Source organism: Streptomyces sp. NPDC037421, assembly GCF_055602105.1.
On the sequence record NZ_JBVJWV010000061.1, the window covers coordinates 1 to 18,823 of the forward strand.

24 protein-coding genes and 1 pseudogene are annotated in these 18,823 nt (G+C 69.2%); 17 read left to right on the top strand and 8 right to left on the bottom strand.

From position 1 onward, the window contains the following. Positions 1-868 precede the first annotated feature (868 nt). On the top strand, positions 869-1,582 hold the full coding sequence (locus tag ACZ7IF_RS38185) for a hypothetical protein (protein ID WP_470981489.1): 714 nt from the start codon (positions 869-871) through the stop codon (positions 1,580-1,582). Between the two features lie 758 nt (positions 1,583-2,340). Here ACZ7IF_RS38185 and ACZ7IF_RS38190 read toward each other — a convergent pair. The 4 genes from ACZ7IF_RS38190 to ACZ7IF_RS38205 all read right to left on the bottom strand — a co-directional run bounded on the left by ACZ7IF_RS38190 (position 2,341) and on the right by ACZ7IF_RS38205 (position 3,907). Continuing rightward, the gene (locus ACZ7IF_RS38190; RefSeq protein WP_470981491.1) at positions 2,341-3,102 is read right to left on the bottom strand and encodes an SMI1/KNR4 family protein; all 762 of its coding nucleotides are present in this window, start codon (positions 3,100-3,102) and stop codon (positions 2,341-2,343) included. A 90-nt stretch (positions 3,103-3,192) separates the two neighbouring features. After that, positions 3,193-3,381 (bottom strand): hypothetical protein, encoded by a 189-nt coding sequence (locus ACZ7IF_RS38195; RefSeq protein WP_470981493.1) that lies wholly within the window; start codon positions 3,379-3,381, stop codon positions 3,193-3,195. 10 nt (positions 3,382-3,391) lie between these two features. Next, positions 3,392-3,553, bottom strand: coding sequence for a hypothetical protein (locus ACZ7IF_RS38200; protein WP_470981495.1), 162 nt, complete (start codon positions 3,551-3,553; stop codon positions 3,392-3,394). Positions 3,554-3,619: 66 nt separating this feature from the next. Beyond that, positions 3,620-3,907, bottom strand: a complete 288-nt coding sequence (locus ACZ7IF_RS38205) for a hypothetical protein (protein ID WP_470981497.1) — start codon at positions 3,905-3,907, stop codon at positions 3,620-3,622. Positions 3,908-4,433: 526 nt separating this feature from the next. Between ACZ7IF_RS38205 and ACZ7IF_RS38210 the strand changes: the two genes are divergently transcribed. The 4 genes from ACZ7IF_RS38210 (at position 4,434) to ACZ7IF_RS38225 (ending at position 6,529) form a co-directional block, all read left to right on the top strand. After that, positions 4,434-4,829 (top strand): hypothetical protein, encoded by a 396-nt coding sequence (locus ACZ7IF_RS38210; RefSeq protein WP_470981498.1) that lies wholly within the window; start codon positions 4,434-4,436, stop codon positions 4,827-4,829. A 211-nt stretch (positions 4,830-5,040) separates the two neighbouring features. Further along, complete coding sequence (locus ACZ7IF_RS38215; RefSeq protein ID WP_470981534.1) at positions 5,041-5,661, top strand: hypothetical protein; 621 nt, start codon at positions 5,041-5,043, stop codon at positions 5,659-5,661. Continuing rightward, positions 5,658-5,984: a hypothetical protein gene (locus ACZ7IF_RS38220; protein WP_470981500.1), complete on the top strand. Its 327-nt coding sequence runs from the start codon at positions 5,658-5,660 to the stop codon at positions 5,982-5,984. Before ACZ7IF_RS38215 ends, ACZ7IF_RS38220 begins: the two co-directional genes overlap by 4 nt. 392 nt (positions 5,985-6,376) lie before the next feature. Beyond that, complete coding sequence (locus ACZ7IF_RS38225) at positions 6,377-6,529, top strand: hypothetical protein (RefSeq protein WP_470981502.1); 153 nt, start codon at positions 6,377-6,379, stop codon at positions 6,527-6,529. A 127-nt stretch (positions 6,530-6,656) separates the two neighbouring features. Here the strand turns inward: ACZ7IF_RS38225 and ACZ7IF_RS38230 are convergent, their stop codons facing one another. Continuing rightward, on the bottom strand, positions 6,657-7,214 hold the full coding sequence (locus tag ACZ7IF_RS38230) for a TetR/AcrR family transcriptional regulator (RefSeq protein WP_470981504.1): 558 nt from the start codon (positions 7,212-7,214) through the stop codon (positions 6,657-6,659). A 72-nt stretch (positions 7,215-7,286) separates the two neighbouring features. Between ACZ7IF_RS38230 and ACZ7IF_RS38235 the strand changes: the two genes are divergently transcribed. Next, positions 7,287-8,444 carry an FAD-dependent monooxygenase gene (locus tag ACZ7IF_RS38235; protein ID WP_470981506.1) on the top strand — a complete coding sequence of 386 codons (1,158 nt, stop codon included), beginning with the start codon at positions 7,287-7,289 and terminating at the stop codon, positions 8,442-8,444. Positions 8,445-9,026: 582 nt separating this feature from the next. On the opposite strand, the gene ACZ7IF_RS38240 is transcribed toward ACZ7IF_RS38235, so the two are convergent. Continuing rightward, positions 9,027-9,437 carry a hypothetical protein gene (locus tag ACZ7IF_RS38240; protein ID WP_470981508.1) on the bottom strand — a complete coding sequence of 137 codons (411 nt, stop codon included), beginning with the start codon at positions 9,435-9,437 and terminating at the stop codon, positions 9,027-9,029. A gap of 306 nt (positions 9,438-9,743) precedes the next feature. On the opposite strand from ACZ7IF_RS38240, the gene ACZ7IF_RS38245 reads away from it, so the two are divergent. After that, the gene (locus ACZ7IF_RS38245; protein WP_470981510.1) at positions 9,744-10,385 is read left to right on the top strand and encodes a hypothetical protein; all 642 of its coding nucleotides are present in this window, start codon (positions 9,744-9,746) and stop codon (positions 10,383-10,385) included. Here ACZ7IF_RS38245 and ACZ7IF_RS38250 read toward each other — a convergent pair. Next, positions 10,301-10,780 (bottom strand): ATP-dependent DNA ligase, encoded by a 480-nt coding sequence (locus ACZ7IF_RS38250; protein ID WP_470981512.1) that lies wholly within the window; start codon positions 10,778-10,780, stop codon positions 10,301-10,303. The genes ACZ7IF_RS38245 and ACZ7IF_RS38250 overlap by 85 nt on opposite strands. 913 nt (positions 10,781-11,693) lie before the next feature. Here ACZ7IF_RS38250 and ACZ7IF_RS38255 point away from each other — a divergent pair. Then, positions 11,694-12,293 (top strand): hypothetical protein, encoded by a 600-nt coding sequence (locus ACZ7IF_RS38255; RefSeq protein WP_470981514.1) that lies wholly within the window; start codon positions 11,694-11,696, stop codon positions 12,291-12,293. A gap of 45 nt (positions 12,294-12,338) precedes the next feature. After that, positions 12,339-12,860: a hypothetical protein gene (locus ACZ7IF_RS38260; protein ID WP_470981516.1), complete on the top strand. Its 522-nt coding sequence runs from the start codon at positions 12,339-12,341 to the stop codon at positions 12,858-12,860. Here ACZ7IF_RS38260 and ACZ7IF_RS38265 read toward each other — a convergent pair. Further along, the gene (locus ACZ7IF_RS38265; RefSeq protein WP_470981518.1) at positions 12,782-13,756 is read right to left on the bottom strand and encodes a hypothetical protein; all 975 of its coding nucleotides are present in this window, start codon (positions 13,754-13,756) and stop codon (positions 12,782-12,784) included. The two genes, ACZ7IF_RS38260 and ACZ7IF_RS38265, sit on opposite strands and share 79 nt — an antisense overlap. Positions 13,757-13,818: 62 nt before the next feature. Here ACZ7IF_RS38265 and ACZ7IF_RS38270 point away from each other — a divergent pair, with 62 nt between their 5' ends. From ACZ7IF_RS38270 to ACZ7IF_RS38305, 8 genes and pseudogenes are all read left to right on the top strand, one after another. Then, entirely contained in the window at positions 13,819-14,490 is a 672-nt protein-coding gene (locus ACZ7IF_RS38270; protein ID WP_470981520.1) for a TetR/AcrR family transcriptional regulator, read from the top strand. A 302-nt stretch (positions 14,491-14,792) separates the two neighbouring features. Beyond that, positions 14,793-15,236 carry a site-specific integrase gene (locus ACZ7IF_RS38275; protein WP_470981522.1) on the top strand — a complete coding sequence of 148 codons (444 nt, stop codon included), beginning with the start codon at positions 14,793-14,795 and terminating at the stop codon, positions 15,234-15,236. Then, positions 15,236-15,595, top strand: a complete 360-nt coding sequence (locus tag ACZ7IF_RS38280; protein ID WP_470981524.1) for a tyrosine-type recombinase/integrase — start codon at positions 15,236-15,238, stop codon at positions 15,593-15,595. The genes ACZ7IF_RS38275 and ACZ7IF_RS38280 overlap by 1 nt, the downstream gene beginning before the upstream one ends. Positions 15,596-15,612: 17 nt before the next feature. Beyond that, positions 15,613-15,960 carry a helix-turn-helix domain-containing protein gene (locus ACZ7IF_RS38285; protein ID WP_470981526.1) on the top strand — a complete coding sequence of 116 codons (348 nt, stop codon included), beginning with the start codon at positions 15,613-15,615 and terminating at the stop codon, positions 15,958-15,960. A 26-nt stretch (positions 15,961-15,986) separates the two neighbouring features. Then, positions 15,987-16,604, top strand: a complete 618-nt coding sequence (locus tag ACZ7IF_RS38290; protein WP_470981528.1) for a hypothetical protein — start codon at positions 15,987-15,989, stop codon at positions 16,602-16,604. 67 nt (positions 16,605-16,671) lie between these two features. Beyond that, a complete protein-coding gene (locus ACZ7IF_RS38295) occupies positions 16,672-17,193 on the top strand; it encodes a hypothetical protein (protein WP_470981530.1) in 522 nt (173 codons plus the stop codon). Between the two features lie 10 nt (positions 17,194-17,203). Continuing rightward, a pseudogene (locus tag ACZ7IF_RS38300) lies at positions 17,204-17,581 on the top strand (transposase); the annotation flags it as partial. A gap of 361 nt (positions 17,582-17,942) precedes the next feature. Further along, positions 17,943-18,401, top strand: coding sequence for a hypothetical protein (locus ACZ7IF_RS38305; RefSeq protein ID WP_470981532.1), 459 nt, complete (start codon positions 17,943-17,945; stop codon positions 18,399-18,401). Positions 18,402-18,823 lie beyond the last annotated feature (422 nt).

Below are 18,823 nucleotides of genomic sequence, written 5' to 3' on the forward strand. Positions count from 1 at the left end.
GGCCAGGCTCGACGCCTTCCGCTGGCTGACCCGATACAACACCCGCCGCCGACACTCCCGCCTCGGTCAACGGTCTCCCATCGCCTACGAGAACGCCCTCCGACCAGCAGCGACTACCCTGGCCCAAACCGCATAGACGTGTTCAACATTTGGGGTCAAGGCCCATTCCGGGCAGCTCGTTCTTGGGTGGAGGCCGCAGCCGTTCGGCCTGAGAGATCGGGACGGTCGGTTTGGCCGCGAGGTGCGCCTGAGCGGATCGCGGGTTGGTCAGGTCGACGACGACCGGCCTTGGCGGCGGGATGTGGTGGACCTGGTTGTAACGGGAGCATGCGACTCGGGAGAGGGCCCGGCAGCCGGGCACTGATAGCGAACGGCGCCGCGTGGGTCGGCGGATTTTTGACCTTGAGGAAGTAAGGCTCCCGCTGGGCGATCTGGTCCTGCAGGTCGGGGTTGTGGGCGAGGTCGCGTACGGCCTCGTCGTCGAGTCTGGTCGTCGCCTGTGCGAGCGCGCGGGGCATGGCGGGGCAGGCGAGGGAGCCGTCGATGAGGAGGGCTCCCGCGTGGGTGCCCTGGACGCCTCGTTGGTCCTGCTTGTAGTCGAGGGCGAGGCGGTGGCCCAGTCTGCGGGCCGGGGCGGCGAAGTTCTCGGTCTGCTGGTCGGTGTAGGCGCGGTCGGCGGCCAGAAACCCGATGGGGAACCCGAACGGGACGAGCCTGGTGAGGCTGTGGATGGCATTCGGGCCGGGCCACTTCCCCGGGGTGTCGAGGACGGCGCCGAGGGCGAGTTGTGGGTGCCGGCTGACGCGCTTGCCCGCCTGGGGGTGTCCTGCGGGTGCCGCCGGGAAGCAGCGACCAGCAGGGTGGCGGAGTGCCCGAAGGTGCCGTCCTTCGAGCCGCCGCAGTGGTGATAGCCGGCAGTGATTTCGACCGACGACAGGTTCTTCCAGTCCGGGTGGGGCTTGTGCCATGCGGGGAACGGGGTGGTGTCGATACCGATATCGCCTCGCCAGCCGCGAAAGAGGCCGCGCTGGTGGGCGAGGCGGACAGTGACCAGAACCAGCCGGTCGCTGATCTCTTGCCGCACCCTCCGGCGGCGGACCTGCTCGACTCCTGCCTCGTCTTCCCAGGCCGCGATCACCCGTCGGGCCTCGACCGTGGGCAGGCGGCGGCGCCGGTCGCAGCGATGGGGGCCCAGGGCGGTGGTGAGCCGGTCGAACGCGCGGTAGACCCGGCGCGTGAACGCGTGCCGGCCGTGAACATCGACCGTGGCCGGGTCGGGCACCTCCAGCCAAGCACGAGCTGGTGGCCGCAGTTGGTCGAGGAGGACCCGGCAGACGTCGGCGAGGGTCGCACTACGGTGGTAGTGCAGGGACAGCAGCACGCCGACCAGCACGGTGCGGACCGGCAGGCCCTTGGGTCCCGGTCGCTCGGCGAGTTCGAGGGCGATCAGGTCAAGGGCCCTGGAGTTCTCCAGCAGGGCGAGAAGTTGTCCCACCTTGGAGTCCGGGTCTCCGCCGGAGCATCGGTGACCGGCCGCGGCCGGCATCCCCTGATCCGTTCCGATTGGGCGATCAGATGGTGATCGATCCGCGCCGTCATCAGCGCGACGATCCACGTCACCCGCGCCCTGCCCGCCGACACCATCGGCAAGCCGTCCGGCAGCCGGTGGTTGAGCGGCCAGGAGCCGATCAGGTTCTTGGAGTACTCGGTGGTGCGGCGAGGCCGGAACAGGTACCCGCTGCCCATGTGATCTGCGAGTTCCCCGAGAACCCCGTCCCAGGCGGCACGGGCCACGAGTGGAACCAGACGGTTGACGGACGTGTGCATCAGCGGACCGGCTGACGCTGCCGCCGCAGATCTCTTCCTCGGCATGCCGCGATCTTCCTTGGCGTCAGTCCGAAGCCGGCACCGAGACCGAGGAGCGCGAGGGCATCGGTCTTCTGCTGACGAGGCAGATGCAAGGCCCAGTGCCGCAAGCCTGCGAGCTCTGCACGACTGTAGGGCTGATGCGGGCTGGTCTCTGCGTGCATCCGGGCCGGGGCCGCCTCCCCGCGCTCGCTCCGGGCCAGAGCATCCCGCACCCACAAGAGCCATGTCCGGTAGGTCCGCACGGACGACCCTTTGATGTCCCTACGGCGTGGACGAGAGTTGTCGCCCGTCGATGCGGCAACTTCAGCTTCTGGAAGTTCAGTCAGTGGCTCAAGGAACACCTCGGCGGCAGCAACGCGTCGTATGGCTGGGCAGCAGACATCGAACGGAACACGTCGGAAGGCTCGACGCCGATTGAGGAGTTCTTCCGACTCCTGCAGGTCTACCGTGCCGGGTCCGCTTAGAGGAGGACTAGAAAGGCAGCTCGTCGACGACGGCCGGCTCCGTTCCCTGCCACTGGGCCCATCGGCCTGGGACAGAGGAGCAGGCCGCGGTGAGGTGGGCCAGACTTCGCCCCCGAACGTGCAGCCAGCTGTAAGCCGTCAATCCGTCCTGCCGCAGAAGAAGCCCGGGAGCGGAGTACCAGCGGACCGGGGAGTCGTCGTCACCCGTCCACATGGGGTAATCCGGGAGAGCGACTCGCTCATAGAGCTGCGGAATCATATCCGCAACATCAGGCGGCATTTCACACGCGTTGTAGAGCCGCCCCTCGCTGAACAGCGCCTCCGACAGGACCAGCTCCACACACGCCAGCGAGACCCTATCCATGAAGGGCCGCCAACCGTCCCGCGACTGCACGACGACTGGCGGGTCGGTCTCGCCCAGATCGCATATGCGCACCCCCCAGAAGGCGCACCCTTGGTTCTCGCTGCGGAAGCACAGCACACCACCGAGGTCCTCGTGTACGAAGAGTTCTGAGGGAGGCAGCATCGGGTCCTGGTGCTCGGACAACGCCGAACGACGGCCAAAGAGCAGGTATCCCTCACGCAGAGCGGTAGGCAGCGACAGACCCAGCCGGCCTTCCGCATGCTGGAGCTCTTCCTCGCCGAAGCCGTCCCCATCGGTCAAGGGCGCGTACCACCAAGTCGCGAAGGCCCGGATGAAGTCCCATGCCTCCGACTGGTCCGATATGCCGTCGTGCATGGCCACAGCTGTATCGAAGTCGCCCACCATGCCGTGGACCGTACCCGTTCCGCAGATCCTCCGGGAAACGATCACACGGCCTACGGGAAGCGATCTTGCAGGCGGTAGCTGCCCCACTGGTCAGAGGTGCTCGTGAACAGCCCAGACCGCCAGCTCGTCGGCGTCCGCGTCCGTGGACCAGCCGGACAGCTGGTCCTCCCCCTCCGCGCCGTCGGCCAGAACTAGGTGCGGGCCGTCGAGCCGGAACCGGGACGTACGGCGCCCGGCACCGGCCACGGTCAGCGACGCCGACGGCATCCCGATGGGCACCCCGATCTTGTCATGGGCCGGCGAGCAACCGCGCCACGATCGCCGCCCGGTCGAACTGCGGGTGCATGTCCGTACCGCCGGCCGGGGAGGGGAAATCATCGTTCCGGCGGCGCCAGTTCACCACCGCGGCCCGGTCCACCCGGGCCATGCGTGCGGCCTCGGCCAGCAGCACCCAGTCCCGACCCGGGATATCCGGGCTCAGGGCGGCGAGCGGGGAGCGGGCTCCCGCGGGGGCGGCTTACACCGCCAGCCAGTCCACCGACGGCCGCACGACAGGGAGCAGCGCGACAGACTCCGCCGAGTAGAGGGGGACCGTGACGCCGCCCTGCCGCTTGTAGTCGATCTCCACCGCACCGACCGGCGCGACCCAACCAAGGCGCGCCACGGCGTCGAAGTCGACGCGGCGGACGCCGAGGCGGCGAGCGGCCTGGCCCAAGCCCAGGGGCACATGCCGGTTGAGGAAGACCGGCAGGTCCCGGCGACGCGCCACGGCGGCCACCTGATCCGGGTGGACGTCGGGGAACACGTAACCGGACCCCGGACCACGCTGGCAGGAGCCAGTGGCGGATGGGCGTAGGTATTGTCCCCGCCGGCCACGACGCGGCTGGTGCCCACATCGGGGTCTCGTTTGGGCGAGGTCACGGCCGGGAGGGAGACACCGGGCTCGGCTGTAGGCGGTGATGAAGAGCTGGCCTGTCGCGGACGCCGAGCTCGGAGCACAGGCTCGTGACGTCGGGGGAAGCCGATCTTGCGGTCGCGGACGGAATGGGGCCAACGCCGACGCGCGCGGCCGCAGCATGACGGCGGTGCCGGGACCACAAGTCGGCATGGAGTGGGGTGATTCGCGTCTTTGTGGGGATGATGCCTGCCAGGATGGTGTTCCGCGTTGTGAGGAGGCCGAGTTGACCAGTCTCGAGGCCAAGAGGCCGAAGCTGCCGCCGAGCTATCCGCCGAAGTCGCCCCCTCCACAGAAGAAGCCAGTGGAGCCTCCACGGCCGCAGCCGACGACCAAGCCCAAGACTGCCGTGGCGGTACCGCGACCGCGCATGGTCATGCGGAACAGGCGTACGGCCGCTCTCACGTTCAGGGCCGACGAATGGGCGGCCAGGAAGGCGGCCCGCCAGGCGGTTGAGACCCTACGGGGGTGGGACTATCCCGCGCTGGACGAAAGCGTCCTTGAGGTAGCTGTCCAGCAGCTCGTCACGGCGGCCGTCGCCGACGGAGGACGGCGGATCAGCGTGCACCTCGGCGACCAGGACCAGAAGGTGCTCGTCGCAGTCCTGAGCCACGTCGCCGGGCCGCCGGAGGAGACCGTGCTCAGCGAGGTGGCGCAGCTGCCCACGGTCGACTCCGTGGGCACGGACACCGGGGAGGACGGCCGGCGGCTCTGGGCAGTCCTTGATGCCGCGCCGCAGCGTCCTCGACGAGCCGGGCACACGGCGGCCTGAGCCGCAGGTACCTGCCGATGGACGCGGCAGGGCCATCAGCACGGGCGGTGCTCCCCGAGTCGACGGTGGCAGATAGAGGCTGTTTCAATGCCGACAGAGGCCAGGACATGATCCGCCTTGCGCAGATAGCGGGCACCCGCCGAGCCCGATGCCGCAGCTGAAGCCCGTGGCGATGTGGCGGCCGGTCCGGCATCATCCCTGTGTGATTGTGATGCAACCCGTGCTGGAGATCTTCGCAGCCGAAGACTTCGCGCTCTGGCCGGTTGGCGAGCACAAGTCGTACGGCTACCTCGTGCTGGACGGGGAGCTGACTCCGGCGGAGGTCGGCACGGCGGTCATGCGGATCGCCGACTGCAAGGGCTTCGAGCCGGAGGAGGAGCACGGGCCGTGGCCGAGCGACCCGCTCGGCGCGTTCCTGCACGGGCTGCTCACTATGCCCGGCCTGTTCGCGGCCGGCGGGTTCCGGGTGACCGACACAGCCACCGGCACCGTCTTCGTCGAGCCGGGCTGCTGCAACGGCCTGGAAACCTGGCGGGACCGGCGGGAGGTGCTGGACGGCACCGGCTGCTCCTACTTCGGCCACGACCCGTCCTCGTCGGCCGAACGTGTCGGCGACACCGTCCGGCTGACTCTCGACACCCACGCGATGGACGGCGGCCCGGTGATCGAACTGCCGGTGGATCAGGTGCGCGCACTCGTCACTGCTGCCGGGGCGGACTTGCGGGACTTCCTCCGCCTTGCCGGTACCTGGGCCGACCGACACCTGAAGACACACGCCGCCGCCGTCACGGCCGCCTTGGCCCGGGCACTGGACCTGGAGCTCACAGAGTGACCAGCTTCCTGACCCACCGGGCTCGCGTGCACGATGCCCGGCTCCCCCTCCACCGGCGGCACAGCGCGCTGCGCACCTGCCTCACCGTTTTTGCTCCTTACGGCCTGCGGGCGACATACCACCACCTCACCCTCAGCGCCGCGATCCCCCGGCGGCTGGAGGCTGACCCGGACGCGTTGGCCCGGGCCGTGGAGGAACTGTACGAGGCTCGGGTGCTGTGGCTCGTGCGGGCAGAGGAGTACGCCGTGCAGCGCCGGGCAGAGAAGCAGGCCGGGCGGCGGGCTGTACCGAACCCTCGGCCGTGGTGGCTGCGGAGCTGGTGAGAGCCCGGTGCGTGCCTGGTTCGAAGACCCGTTTCGCCACCCACCGCTGCGACTGTCCGAGTACGTCAGGCGGCAGAACGCGCTTCTGGACGGCGCTGATCTGCCCGGCTGCCCGGCTTGCGGGGACGAGGGACCGCTAGAGCCGAACTCGACCGGGCACGGCTGGGTTGCGCTGTGCCGTGGGTGTGCGTGGGCGCCGTCGCCGTGTCCGTGCGGGCAGCGGCACCGGCTCGTCCCGGAGGTCCCGTCGGAGCGGGTCCGCGCTGCCGTCTGCGGCGGACCCCAGGCGCAGGACTGTTCCTTGGCCGGTAAGGGTGACGAGGAGTACGCCGTGCTCGACTCGGTGTCTGTACGGCGTCGCTGCTGTAAGGGCTGGTGGCGGCCAGGCACACGTGGGCGAGTTCGCGGTCGTGCCGCTCGTACGGCGCGAAGAAGTGGGCAGCTGCTACTTCGCGGAGGCGGCCCGCCCCTTCAGCGGGGTGTTCGCGGTGATGGTGCCGTCGGACCCGGACACCGTCACCGCGCGGCGTCGCCGTCCGGGCTGAGGACCACCGCGTGCCAGGCGCTGCCGCCACCGCGCTGGGCGACCGGAGTGGAAGCCCGTCCCGGCCAACACCCCGAAGGCCGGGTAGGCCCCGGGCGTTGGGGCGCGTGGGCGCACGGCCGCGGTTCCTACCGCAGAGCGGCGGCGACCAGGCCCTCGAGGGCCTCGCGCTGGACTTGGCCGCCGTTCAGGAGCCGGTCCAGGACCAGGGCATCGGTGCAGGTCAGCATGATGTGCGTGCGGTTCTCGACGTCCGTGGCGCCGTGCGCGATGAGGAACAGCCGGACGGCTTCACGCCCTGCGTTCTCTCGGGGTACGAGGATCTCGCGTAGTTCGGGGTCGCGCACGCTCTCGACCATGCAGGCGTGGCGGGCGAGCGAGCGTCGGCGGCCCTCTCCGGTGAGCCGTCGGCGGGTGAGCAGTGCCATGCCGTCCACCAGCTCCTCGACCGTGCGCATGGGCGGGAGTTGTCCGGGCATGGTGTCCAGTTCCGCTTGGTCGCGTTGGACGAGGCGTGTGACGAGTGCGGTGAGCAGCGCGGTTCGGGTGCGGAAGTAGGCCGAGGTGGTGCCGGGTGGCATGGCCGCTCTGCGGTCGACTGCTCGGTGGGTCAGGCCGCGGATCCCTTCGTCGGCGAGTACGTCGATTGCCGTGTCCGCGAGGAGGGTGCGCCGGTCGGAAGCCATAGCCCCTTTCTACACCTGTAGAGACTCGGATAGATTTTCTTTCTACAGGTGTAGAAGAACGGGGGCTTCGACATGGGCAGCACGGCAGTGGTGGTCGGCGGGGGCATCGGCGGGCTGGCCGCCGCGATCGGCCTGCGCCGCATCGGATGGGACGTCACGGTCGTCGAGCGCGCCGCCAGGCGGGAGGACGCCGGGGCGGGCATCTCGCTGGCCGCCAACGGTCTCCGGGCCCTGGACGAACTCGGTGTGGGCGGGGCGGTACGGGACGCCTCGCGCAATCAGTACTGCGGGGGCACGCGCACGCCGCGAGGCGGTTGGCTGGCCCGGATGGACGGCTCGGCGCTGGAGAAGGCGGTGGGCACGCCGATCACGGGCATCCCACGCTCCACTCTGCACCGACTGCTCCGCGACTTCCTGCCCGCCGAATCACTGCTGATCGGCTCCGAGGCGGACTCGGTCGAGCAGACCGGGACCGGGGCGGTTCGAGTCCGCTGCGGCGGCACGGTCCTGGACGCCGATCTGGTGGTGGCTGCCGACGGCATCGGCAGCAAGGTACGCGGTCGGCTCTTCCCGACCCACCCCGGCCCGGTCTACAGCGGCTCGACAGTGCTGCGCGCCATCACCGAGCACGCCGTCGATCCGGGCACCGACTTCGAGTTGACCTGGGGCCGGGGCACGGAGTTCGGGCACATCGCCCTCCTGGACGGGCGGGCCGAGTGGCACGCAGTCCTCAGCCTCCCCGCCGGGACGCGGTTCCCCGACCCTCTGGACGAACTACGCAGGCGCTTCCACGCCTGGCACGAGCCGATCCCCGCCCTGCTCGACGCGACCCGGCCCGAGGACGTACTGCACCACGACGTCAACGAACTGCGCACGCCACTCCCCTCGTACACAGCCGGCCGGATCGCGCTGCTCGGCGACGCGGCACACGCGATGACCCCCAACCTCGGGCAGGGCGCCTGCCAGGCATTGGAAGACGCGGTCACCCTGGCCGCCGCCCTCGGCACCGAGCCCACCGTCGAAGCCGCGCTCGCCCGCTACGACTTGGAGCGCCGACCGCGCAGCCAGGCCGTCGCGAAAGCCGCCCGCCAGGCCGGGAGAATGGGCCAGCGGCTCTCCCACCCCCTGGCCGTCACCCTGCGGAACACGGCGATGCGACTGACACCCTCCAGGGCCGCAACACGCATGATCCTTCGGCACCACGCCTGGATCCCGCCACAGCTGGACTGATCGGGTTCACGCCGGGCCGCCGGCCGCCACACCCGCAACGCCAGCGGCACCACCACCGGAATCGACGTGGGCGGCCGCCTCTTCCACCGAATCCCCCAGACCTCCGAATGAGACTCGCAACCCGGAACCCGATGAAGCGCAGAGGACCGGGCAAAGATCGAGCAGGCAGTCTCGGTCGTACGCCGCGGGCGCGGCGTGATGCTGGGCATGCCGGGCCTGCGCCGAGTCGGGCAGCCGCTGCCCGATGTCCTGCCGAGGAGGTCGGCGTGAGCTCCGCGATGAGCGACGGCCGCAGGGCCGACTCCGCCCGGCGCCGACAGCGTGTGGTGAACGCGGTCAACGCAGCAGCCCGGGGCGGGGCGGACGTTCCTCTACCGGCACCCGGACCTCCTCGCACTGGTGCACGCCACCGAGACCGAGCCAACACAGCAGGTTCTGGGAAACGGTGCCCCGCCGGTCAGCCGGGCATCGGTCCAAGCCGACCTCGCACACGCCCAGGCCCGCAACGGCCGGCTCCCCGCGCGGATCCAGCTCCTGTAAAAGCGGCTTTCCGGCGAGCTGGACGATCAGGCATGGCAGGGCTCAGGGCTGGGGGTGCCAACCGACATCGACGCACTCCAGCGCCGGATCACCGGCCTGGAACAGCGCAACGTCGAACCGACTGCGGCCCTGGAAGAGAGCCAGGCGGACCTGAACGCGGCTCGGGAAGCCAACCGCGAACTGACCAGAGCCATCAAACCAGCGACCGTCACCGCGCCCGATCCCGAGACAGGCGAACACGGCGGCGCAACGCACCACGCCACCCCGCAGCGGTAGAACCGCGAACACATGCAGGAGCGCCCCATCCGGACGCAGCCGCTTGAACCGGACCGGGTGCCGGTAAACCCCGCTGCGGTCGACCGCACGGTCGGCACTGATCTCCGCCACCACCTCCTGACGGGCCAGGACGGCATCGAGGACGTCGCGGGACTCCCACGCGGCCGCGAACCGCACGCCCGTCAAGGAATGCCGTGCCGGTGATCGCCTCGGTGGTGTCTCGTCTCTGTAAAGGTCATGGCCCCCGAACCAGTCGTGACCCTCGCACACAGCACCTGGGCCCCGCAGGAGCACCCTGCGATCACTCGGACGGTCCTCAAGGGCAACCTGGCGCTGTGGCGGACGAGTGAGAGGGATGTAGGAGCCGTAATCACGCTGTCCCGGCTGCGTTCCTGGGTGTGCAGGCGTCCGCCTGAGCCGGGTTCCCCGCCCTCTGGGGGCCGGGACCACGCCTCGGGCGGACCTACACAGAAGGAGCCCCCTATGATCTCCCTCCACACGTTGAGGCGCCGCTTGTCCGCCCTCGCCACCATCCTGGGGCTGGGCATCGCCCTGCCGTTCGCCGTAGGCGCCACGCCGGCCTACGCGCTGGCCCGGCTGGAAATCACGAAGACCCACAATGGGGACTTCCCCCGAGGCGGAGTGGGAACATACCGCATCACGGTTTCCAACTCCGGTGACGAGCCGACCTCTGAATCGGTGCGCATGACGGACTTCCTCCCAGAGGGACTCACCGTCGCGCAGGTGCGGCTCCTCCAGGCGCCCCTCGGTGTCCAGTGCGAGTTCACCCGATTCCAAACGAGCGTCGCCTGTGACGGCGTTGACCCTCTGGGTCCTCGCCAGGGCTTCGTCGTGGAGATCACTGTCAACGTCGCCGATGATGCTCCGTGCACGGTTACCAACACCGCCCGCGCGTTCACCTCATTGGACTTCGTCGCGGCCAACGACCCCACTACGATCCCCGGCCCCGGCTGCGACACGGCGAACGGAGGGGACGGCGCGTCCATTCTTCCCATCAGTCTCAGCGGTCTGCTCCCGATCTACAACAACACGGGCAGCAACGTTCTGAGCCCCGGCGCCACCACAGGCAGCAACCAGACCTCCAGGGTGAATACCGCGCCCTGAGTGAGCGCCGCTCCGCCAGCATAGGCCCGACCGCCACCCGGCGGCCGGGCCCAACACCTCAGCCGGCAGCGGGCTCCTGCCCGCGAGCTGCAAGACGTCGAACGCCACGAAGTAGGCCGCCACCGGGCGGCCAGGGAAGGGGCGCTGCGGCCGCGGGCAGCGGCACGGCGCCGCAACGCTTCAAACGACGACCGGCCCGCCTCCACGTCCCAGACGACGAGTTCGCCGTCCAGCACCAAGCCGCCGGGGAGCTGCGCCTCGGCGGCCGCGACCAGGTCCGGCGACCGGTCCTGGACAAGAAGCCCGCGCCGGGTCTGGAGCAGCACCCGCCCACCCGGCGCGGCCGTGGTGAACAGGATCGCGCGGTGCCCGTCGAACTTCTGCTCGTACTCCACCCCCGCGCGCAGCGCGGCCGGGCCCGGGAGCGCCTGGGCGCCTGGGCGCCTGGGCGCCTGGGCGCCTGGGCGCCTGGGCGCCTGGGCGCCTGGGCGCCTGGGCGAGCATCGGCTCCACTGGCGGCCGTAGCACCATCCCGAGCCCTCCTCCGCCGATCCGCAGTTGTTCTACGGCCAGCCTCAGCGCCACAGCGGGCGGCGGCCCGGCGGACGCGGGGCAGACGCGTCAGCGCGGGTGAGGGCGACCCATGTCGACTCGACCCAGAGTTCGAGGATGGGATCCAATAGGAGTGACGTCCTCCCCCAGCGGGTCTGCCGCATGTGCATCTCCCACTCCCGCATCGAGGAGTGCGCGGGATGCGGAGCCCGCCGAGAGCCCGCCACCCGCGACGTCCAAGGCCGGCCAGTGTGTCCGAACTGCCTGGTCAGCGACCCGGCGAACCTGGAGACCTGCATCAACGGCGGCCGACGAAAGGTTGTGGACACCCGCACGCCAGACGGCCCACTCTGCCAAAGCTGCCCCTCCTTGCCGACCGCGACTTGCAGTATCTGCGGCGAGGAGAAGCCCTGCGGGATCTCCCGCGTCACGGGTCGGCCGTGGTGCCTGGACTGTCAGGGTCGCTCGGCGCCGTGCTCGGCCTGCGGCGGCGTCGCGGCGGTCGTCTCCGGCACTCTCGACCAGCCCCTTTGCCTGGACTGCATCGTCCCTGAGGTTTGGCACACCCGCCCCACCTGCAGCGATCCCGATTACCCGCACCCCGGCAAGTGCGCTCGTTGTCTCATCAACCGGCGCCTCGACGAGCTCCTGGGCCCTCCGTCCGATGCCCTCCACCCCGGTCTCGAAGCCCTCCGGCACAACATCGCCACGACCGCGCACCCCCTCACCGCCAATCGGTGGCTCAACAAGCCTTCCGTGTCTCCAGTGCTGGCCGACCTCGCGGCCGGCAGACGAGCCCTGACTCACGAGGCCCTCGACGAGCTGCCCGACAGCCCGCCCCTCGCCCACCTGCGCCAAGTTCTCGTCGGTGTCGGTGCCCTGCCCGAGCGGGATGAGTACATGGTCCGCCTCGAACGCTTCCTCACCGGTCTCCTCGCATCACAGAAAGACCCCGAGCAACGCAAAGTCCTGCACCGGTACGCGATCTGGCACCTGGTCCGGCGGCTCCGCAGACGCAACAACGGCCGCCCCGTCACCCCGCAGCAGTTCGCCTCCGCACGTCAACGCACCCACGCGGCCGTCGTCTTCCTGAACTGGCTGACGGCCCACGGCCTCACCCTGGAAACCTGCCGACAGGCCGACCTCGACCGGTGGCTCACCGACGACTCCGCCACCTACCGCCACAGAGCCGGGCACTTCATCCGCTGGGGCCGCACCAACAAGCTCACCACCGTGCACGTCCCCTCCGTCCGCTGGCACGGCCCCACCCAGCCACTCGACGACGAACACCGCTGGAACGTCGCACGTCGGCTCCTGCACGACGACGACCTCAATCCCGGAGACCGCCTTGCCTGACTGCTTCTCCTCCTTTACGCCCAAGGGCCGTCGGCGATCCACCGGTTGACCACCGAGGACGTCGAGGTCGGCGTCCAGGAAGTACGTCTCCACCTCGGCGACGCCCCCGTCCAGCTCCCCGAGCCCGTCGCCCGCCTCGCCCGCACAGTCGCGGCGAACCGCAAGGGCCACGCAACCATCGGCGCCCTGACACCGTCTCGATGGCTCTTTCCTGGCGGACAGCCCGGACGGCCGATCAGCACCACACAGCTGACACAGCGGCTGAACCGGCTCGGGATCCGTCCCAATCAGGCCCGCAGCACCGCGCTCTTCCAACTCGCCACCGAGATCCCCGCCGCGGTCCTCGCCCGCACTCTGGGCATCCACACCGACGTCGCCGTCGCCTGGCAGCGGCTTTCCGCAGGCGACTGGGCCACTTACGCCGCCGAGATCAGCCAACGAGCCCCCGATCGCTCCAGCAAGGAAAAGGCGTACGTGGCCTCCGATGATCAGTGCGGCGCGACCGGCGGACTGCCCAGTTCGTTGATGAGGCGCCGGTATGTGTCGAAGGCTGCCTTGGGGGTGTAGTCGTCGCGCAGCAGGCCGAAACGGTGGAAGAGGCCCTCGGCAGTGCTGTCGGCGTCTCGCAGGGCAAAGAACGAGTATCCGTCGATGTTCAAGTCGGCGCAGAGGGCGGCCACGGTCCGCACGACGGTTTCGAGGACCGCAGCCTGTCGCTGCTCGCTGCGGTCCGGGCCGGTGGGCCAGCCGTTCTCGCAGATGCGGATCGCGACGCTGTCGGGGATGCCGGCCTTCTGCAGGTCGGTGCGCCGGAATGCGGTGAGGACCGCAGTGACCGCTTCCGCCAGCTGCTCGGCGGCGATGGGACGGAACACGTCCGGGAAGAAGTCCAGGCCGACGTAGTCCAGGCTCTGCCGGAAGCGGTCGTCAGCCAGGGCGCCGAGCTTGGACCAGAAGGTGTCGGCCGGGTTGAAGGTCGGCACGGCGTTGAAACCGACCGCCACACTGCGACCCAGGGCCCGCGCCTCCTGCTTGGCCGCGACAACCCCCTCAACGAGCGCATTCAGAACGTTGGGAATGCTGCCGTCGACCACGGGCAGGTCGGCGTTGGGCTCTTCGCATATCTGGACGGATGCCAGGTTCGGCCCACCGGTGCGAACGGCTTCGCGGACGAACTCCAGCCACCCCTCCAACTCGCCGGACGGCTCACGGAACTGCAGCACGAGGTCCAGCTTGCGGCCCCGTTGGAGATACGTCGCGGGATCGGCGGGCGTGGGCGGTTCCAGCGGCGTCACGGTCGCGGCGAACGAGTGGTAGGCGCGCACCGACATGCTGGCCGTGTCGCCTTGGAGCGTGTCCAGCGCCTCGGTGATGCGGTCCGGCACATCCGGGCGGACCGGGTGGACGATGCCCTGGTTGTCGCCCAGGATCCCGCCGGGATAGATGCCGAAGTGCAAAGTCATGCTTACCCCACCCCAAAAATCTTGGTGTCACTGCAAATTTGTGGTGACACTATCATCTGGGCATGGGCCTTCGAGAGACCAAGAAGCAGCTGACCCGCACGGCGATCGCCGATGCAGCCCTGCCCCTCTTCCTGGAGCACGGCTTCGACCAGGTCACGGTCGCTGAGGTGGCACGACACGCAGGTGTCTCCACCAACACCGTGTTCAACTACTTCACCACTAAGGAAGATCTCTTCTTCGATCGCCAGGCAGAAGTGGAGGGCCATCTCGCGACGCTGGTACGCGACCGTGCACCCGGCGCCTGCCCAGTGGAGACCATCCGCGACGACCTGCTGACCGCCCTGCGGCACGACGACCCCGCACTAGGGCTCCACTCCGACGCACCTCGGTTCTGGCAGGTCATCCACGACAGCGCCGCACTGCGCGCACGCGAACGCGAGATCAGCGAACGCGCCGAGGCCGTGCTGGCGACCGCCCTGGCCGAGCACCCGCCGAACATCTCCAAAGAACCGAACCAGGGCGACCACCCGATGCTGATGCTCCTCGCAGGGGCCATCGCCGGCACACACCGGGCCGCCTTGCGCGAACTGCAACGACAAATCCTGTCCGGCGAACAACCCACCGACGCCCGCGACAGCGTCGCCACAGCGGCAGCCCAGGCATTCAACCTTCTCTGCTCCGGACTCCACATCGACGCCGACCAGACATCGCAGGAGCTACGGCTCCCCCAGTAACCCCACAGCCCAGCCGAGGCATTCAGATAGTTCCAATACCCAACGTCACCATTACCTCGGGAATTGCATCAGGTGGGCGAGAAGCCACAGGTCGCCAGGCCACAGCAACGGCCCGGCGCACTCCGTTGGAGCGACGGGCTGGCAGTCTGGACAGGGGGTTTGCCGAGGTGATCCCATCTGATGCATGATCTGCCCGTCAGGGGGGAGGCATGTGGTGGTGTATCAGCACAGGGCGGCCCTGGAGGGATCGGCTCAGCTGGAACTCGTTTCCGGGGTGCTCCAGTTGCGTCCCGAGGACGCCGATGGTCGATGCGATGCTGCGCGGGTGGCGGGCTCAGCAGAGGTCCCGAGGGTTGTGGGAGGAGACCGTCAGCGGCCGGGAACGCCTGATCCGGCGGTTTCTTGAGTACGCGAACGAGTACCCCTGGCAGTGGACGCCGGGCCATATGGACGAGTGGTCGGCTTACCTGACGGCCGAGCGGCACCTGGCGCCGTCGACGATCCGCAGCTACCAGGGCGACGTGCGGATGTTCACCGAGTTCCTCGTCGACGGCCGCTACGGCTGGGGACCCGTCTGCGAGGAGGCGTTCGGCACCTACCCGGTGGCGATCTGCCACGAGTGGAACACCATCGCCCCATCTACGGGTGGGGCCTGCGTCGGACCGAGACCTCCAAAATCGACGTGGTCGACCTCGGCCGCAATGCGAAGGCTCGCCAGTTCGGGCGCCGGAACGTGTTGTCGGTGATGGACTGGGCCGTTGCGGCAGTTCAGGACTACGTCGAGAACATCCGGCCGCGCTTCGGGTTCCCCGATCAGCCGGCGCTCTGGGTGACCGAACGCGGTGGGTGCCTGCAGCCCGGCTCGATCAACGACCGGTTTGAGGCATACCGGGATGCCCTGGGGCTGCCGAAGGAGCTGGTCCCGCACTCGCTGAGGCACTCCTACGTCACGCACCTGACCGAGGACGGGGTTGACCGGCGCTTCATCCAGCAGCAGGTCGGCCACGAGTGCGACAGCTCGACGGCGATCTACACCCACGTCAGCGACGACTTCATGAACACGGCTCTGAGCAAGGCACTGGCCCCGGCGTTCGCCGAGGCGTGACGAGGAAGGACCCGATGATGGCCGCCAAGCTCGACTACCACTGGCACCTGCGCAAGGTCATGGCGGACCGCGGGCTGTTCTCCACCACCGACCTGATCCCGCCCCTGGCCGAGCGCGACATCACCTTGTCCACGAGCCAGGTCTACCGCCTTGTCGTCGAACGACCCGAGCGTCTGAGCCTGAAGATCCTGATGGCCCTGCTGGACATCCTGGACTGCACGATGGACGACCTCATCGAACCCTTCGCCGTGGCCGGCGTCGCGAAGAGGCCGAGGAAGGCGGATGCCGGCGGAACCCCGGAACCGGAGGGTCTGGGCAGCCTGCGACCGAAACGGGCCCGAATCACGGGTGCTGACCGACTGTGACCACACCCGACCACCACGATCGCGCGGTGACGGACCCGATCGGACTGATCGCGGACCTGATAGCCGTTGCCGACCACTGCCTGGAACCTGAGGCCATCCGGACGGTCGTTGCCGCCGTCGCCGGCGGACGGGCCAAGTCCCGTCTGCTCGCGGTCGCCCTGGCCGAGCGTCCAGCCGTGCTGCCCGATGGCCGATCACCAGCGCCCCGAGGCCTCGGCAACCTGCTCATCGCCTTGCGCGAAGCCGGGGCCACCGGCATCTCACCTCCTGTCTGCACTGAGTGCGGCAAGGACCTGCGGACCCTGCAGCGTCGCGGCCAGAACTTGTACTGCGGGGTCTGCGGCCCGCAGCAGGAGCCCTGCACAGCCTGCGGAAAGACCCGAAAGGTCTCCACCCGAGACCGGAGCGGCGGCACTCGGTGCGCGAAGTGTCCCGACGTCGATGGACGCGATCCCCTCACAGTGATCCACAACCTGGACACTGCGTTGGACCCGCTCGCCGGGAAGAACGTCGTCGCCGACGCGGTCCGCGGGGCCTCGCCCCGCCTGGCCTACCAGCGCAGGATGGCTCGGGCCCTGGAAGCCGACCCCTCCCTCCGACCGGGAAGGGACACCTCGCACCGGTCCCGGCGATCCTGCGGCTGATCGATCTGCTGCACGCCGCCGCCGTCGACGGATCGTCCGGCCAGCCTGCCCGCGGTGCCACAGAACGGTGCGCATCGGCAAACCCCTGGACGGGCAGCGGGTCTGCCGCAACTGCATCGCCAAGTCCCGCATCGAGGAGTGCGCACGTTGCGGCACCCGCCGCGAGCCCGCCACCCGCGACAGCCAGGGGCGACCAATGCGTCCGAACTGCCTGATCCAGGACCCGGCCAACCTGGAGACCTGCACGGTCTGCAGCCGACGCCGGTCGGTGAGCGTCCGCACGTCGAACGGTCCGGTCTGCCCCAGCTGCCGTCCCCTGCCGACCCTGGTCTGCTCGATCTGCGGCCGCACCGCCCCCTGCGACCTCTCGCAACTGACCGAACAGCCCCGCTGCGGGGCATGCCACCAACGACAGGCCCGCTGCAGCATCTGCGGCTCCTTTCACATCACCGTCGCCGTCAAATGGCAGCGAGCCGCCGCCGGCGACTGGGCCGCCTACGCCGCCGACGTCAGCCGCCGATCGGGACAGGCCGGCGCTGCAGGTTCCCCCGATCACCAGTTGCACGACACGAAAGGAGAGATTCGATGAGGAGTGAGCGGAGTTCAAGAAGTTCCTGATCAGGATCGACAAGGAGGTTCCCGCGCACCTCCAGGTCCACCTGATCGTGGACAACTACGGCACCCACAAAACGCCCGCGATCAGGACGTGGCTGGGCAAGCACCCACGGTTCCAGCTGCATTTCACCCCGACCGGCTCCTCCTGGATCAACCAGGTCGAGCGGTGGTTCGGCTTCCTGGCCGACCAGATGATCCGCCGTGGCGCACACAAGAACGTCCAGACCCTTGAAGCCGACATCCGCAAGTGGGTCAAGAACTGGAACGAAGACCCCAAGCCCTTCATCTGGACCAAGACAGCCCAGGAGATCCTCGACTCCCTCGCCCGCGTCTGCCGACGGATCTCCGGCGCAGGACGCTAGGCACTGGGCTAAGGGCTGTCCCGTAATCCCCGGTGGATCAGCGCACGGCGTCGGATGCGGTGCATCGCAAGGCGGAGGGGCGCCCCCATACTGGGCGTATTCGGGCGTTCCGACAACGCAGCGAGGTGCCGTAGCCGGCGTCGTGCGCCCGCCGGGGATTACGGGACAGCCCTTAGCACTGGCGGATGCAGAAGCGTTCCTGAGGTGACAGGTAACGAGGCCGCAGCTCCCCGGGCTGCGGCCTCGGGGAGCGTGTGGTCCGTGAACTCGCCGCCGAAGAGCTGGATTTCGCTCGTCAAAGTCACTTTTCATATGTCAATCTCACTTCGCTCGTAAACCCTTCATGAGATTGGCCGTCACCATGCCCACGAAACACCCCGCAGGTCTGCTCGCCGCCGTGATCATCGCCGGATTCGGCCTCACCGCCTGCTCCCAGACGAACTCCGACACCTCGGAGGACAAGGGGGGTTCCCCGTCCGCTGCGGCTAGCAGCCCTGTGGCGGGCAGCAGCGCGAAGCCCACCCCCAGCGCCACGCCGAGCATCGTGGTCAACGGCAAGCAGAAGCCCGCGGACCTCCCCGCAGACCTCCCCCTGCCCCAGGGCGAGCTGACCTCGGTCACCGGCACCACCGGCGCCTACGTCCTCACCTACACCACCTCGGACACGACCTCCGCGCTCGCCGCCTACGCCACCGCCCTCGAATCCGCTGGATACGAGGTGCAGAGCTCCCCGGTGGGTGTCCAGGCCGTCAAGGCGAGCGTCAACGTGACGGCTACCAAGACCTCGGCCGCGCTGCAGGTCGCGCTCGTCGTGGAGTAGTCACCCCCCGGGACTACCAGCCCTCCAGCGGCAGTGAGATGCCGCTCGGTGGGCTGGCCCCCGGGCGGGTCAGGGTGGCCCAGACCGTGAAGGCAACCACCGCCACGAATACGGCGGGTGCGGAACGAGCGCCCGGGCGCGTCCCGGGATGGCCGGATTTCGCCCCGGTGCGGGCCTGGTGGGCCCGGGGGCGGCTCCGACACGGCCCCGGGCCACCGGCAGGCCCCAACGAGGAACAAACGCACCAGCAGTAGAAATCACACAACAACTAACGATCAACTACTGGCGCAGGACACTAGGCTGTGTCTTCAAAGGTTTCTGATGGGGGATCATGTCGGCATGGTGCGTCGTCATGAGCTGACGGATGTGGAGTGGGAAGCGCTGTCCGGGCTGTTGCCGTGCTCGTCCTCGGGGCGGCCGCG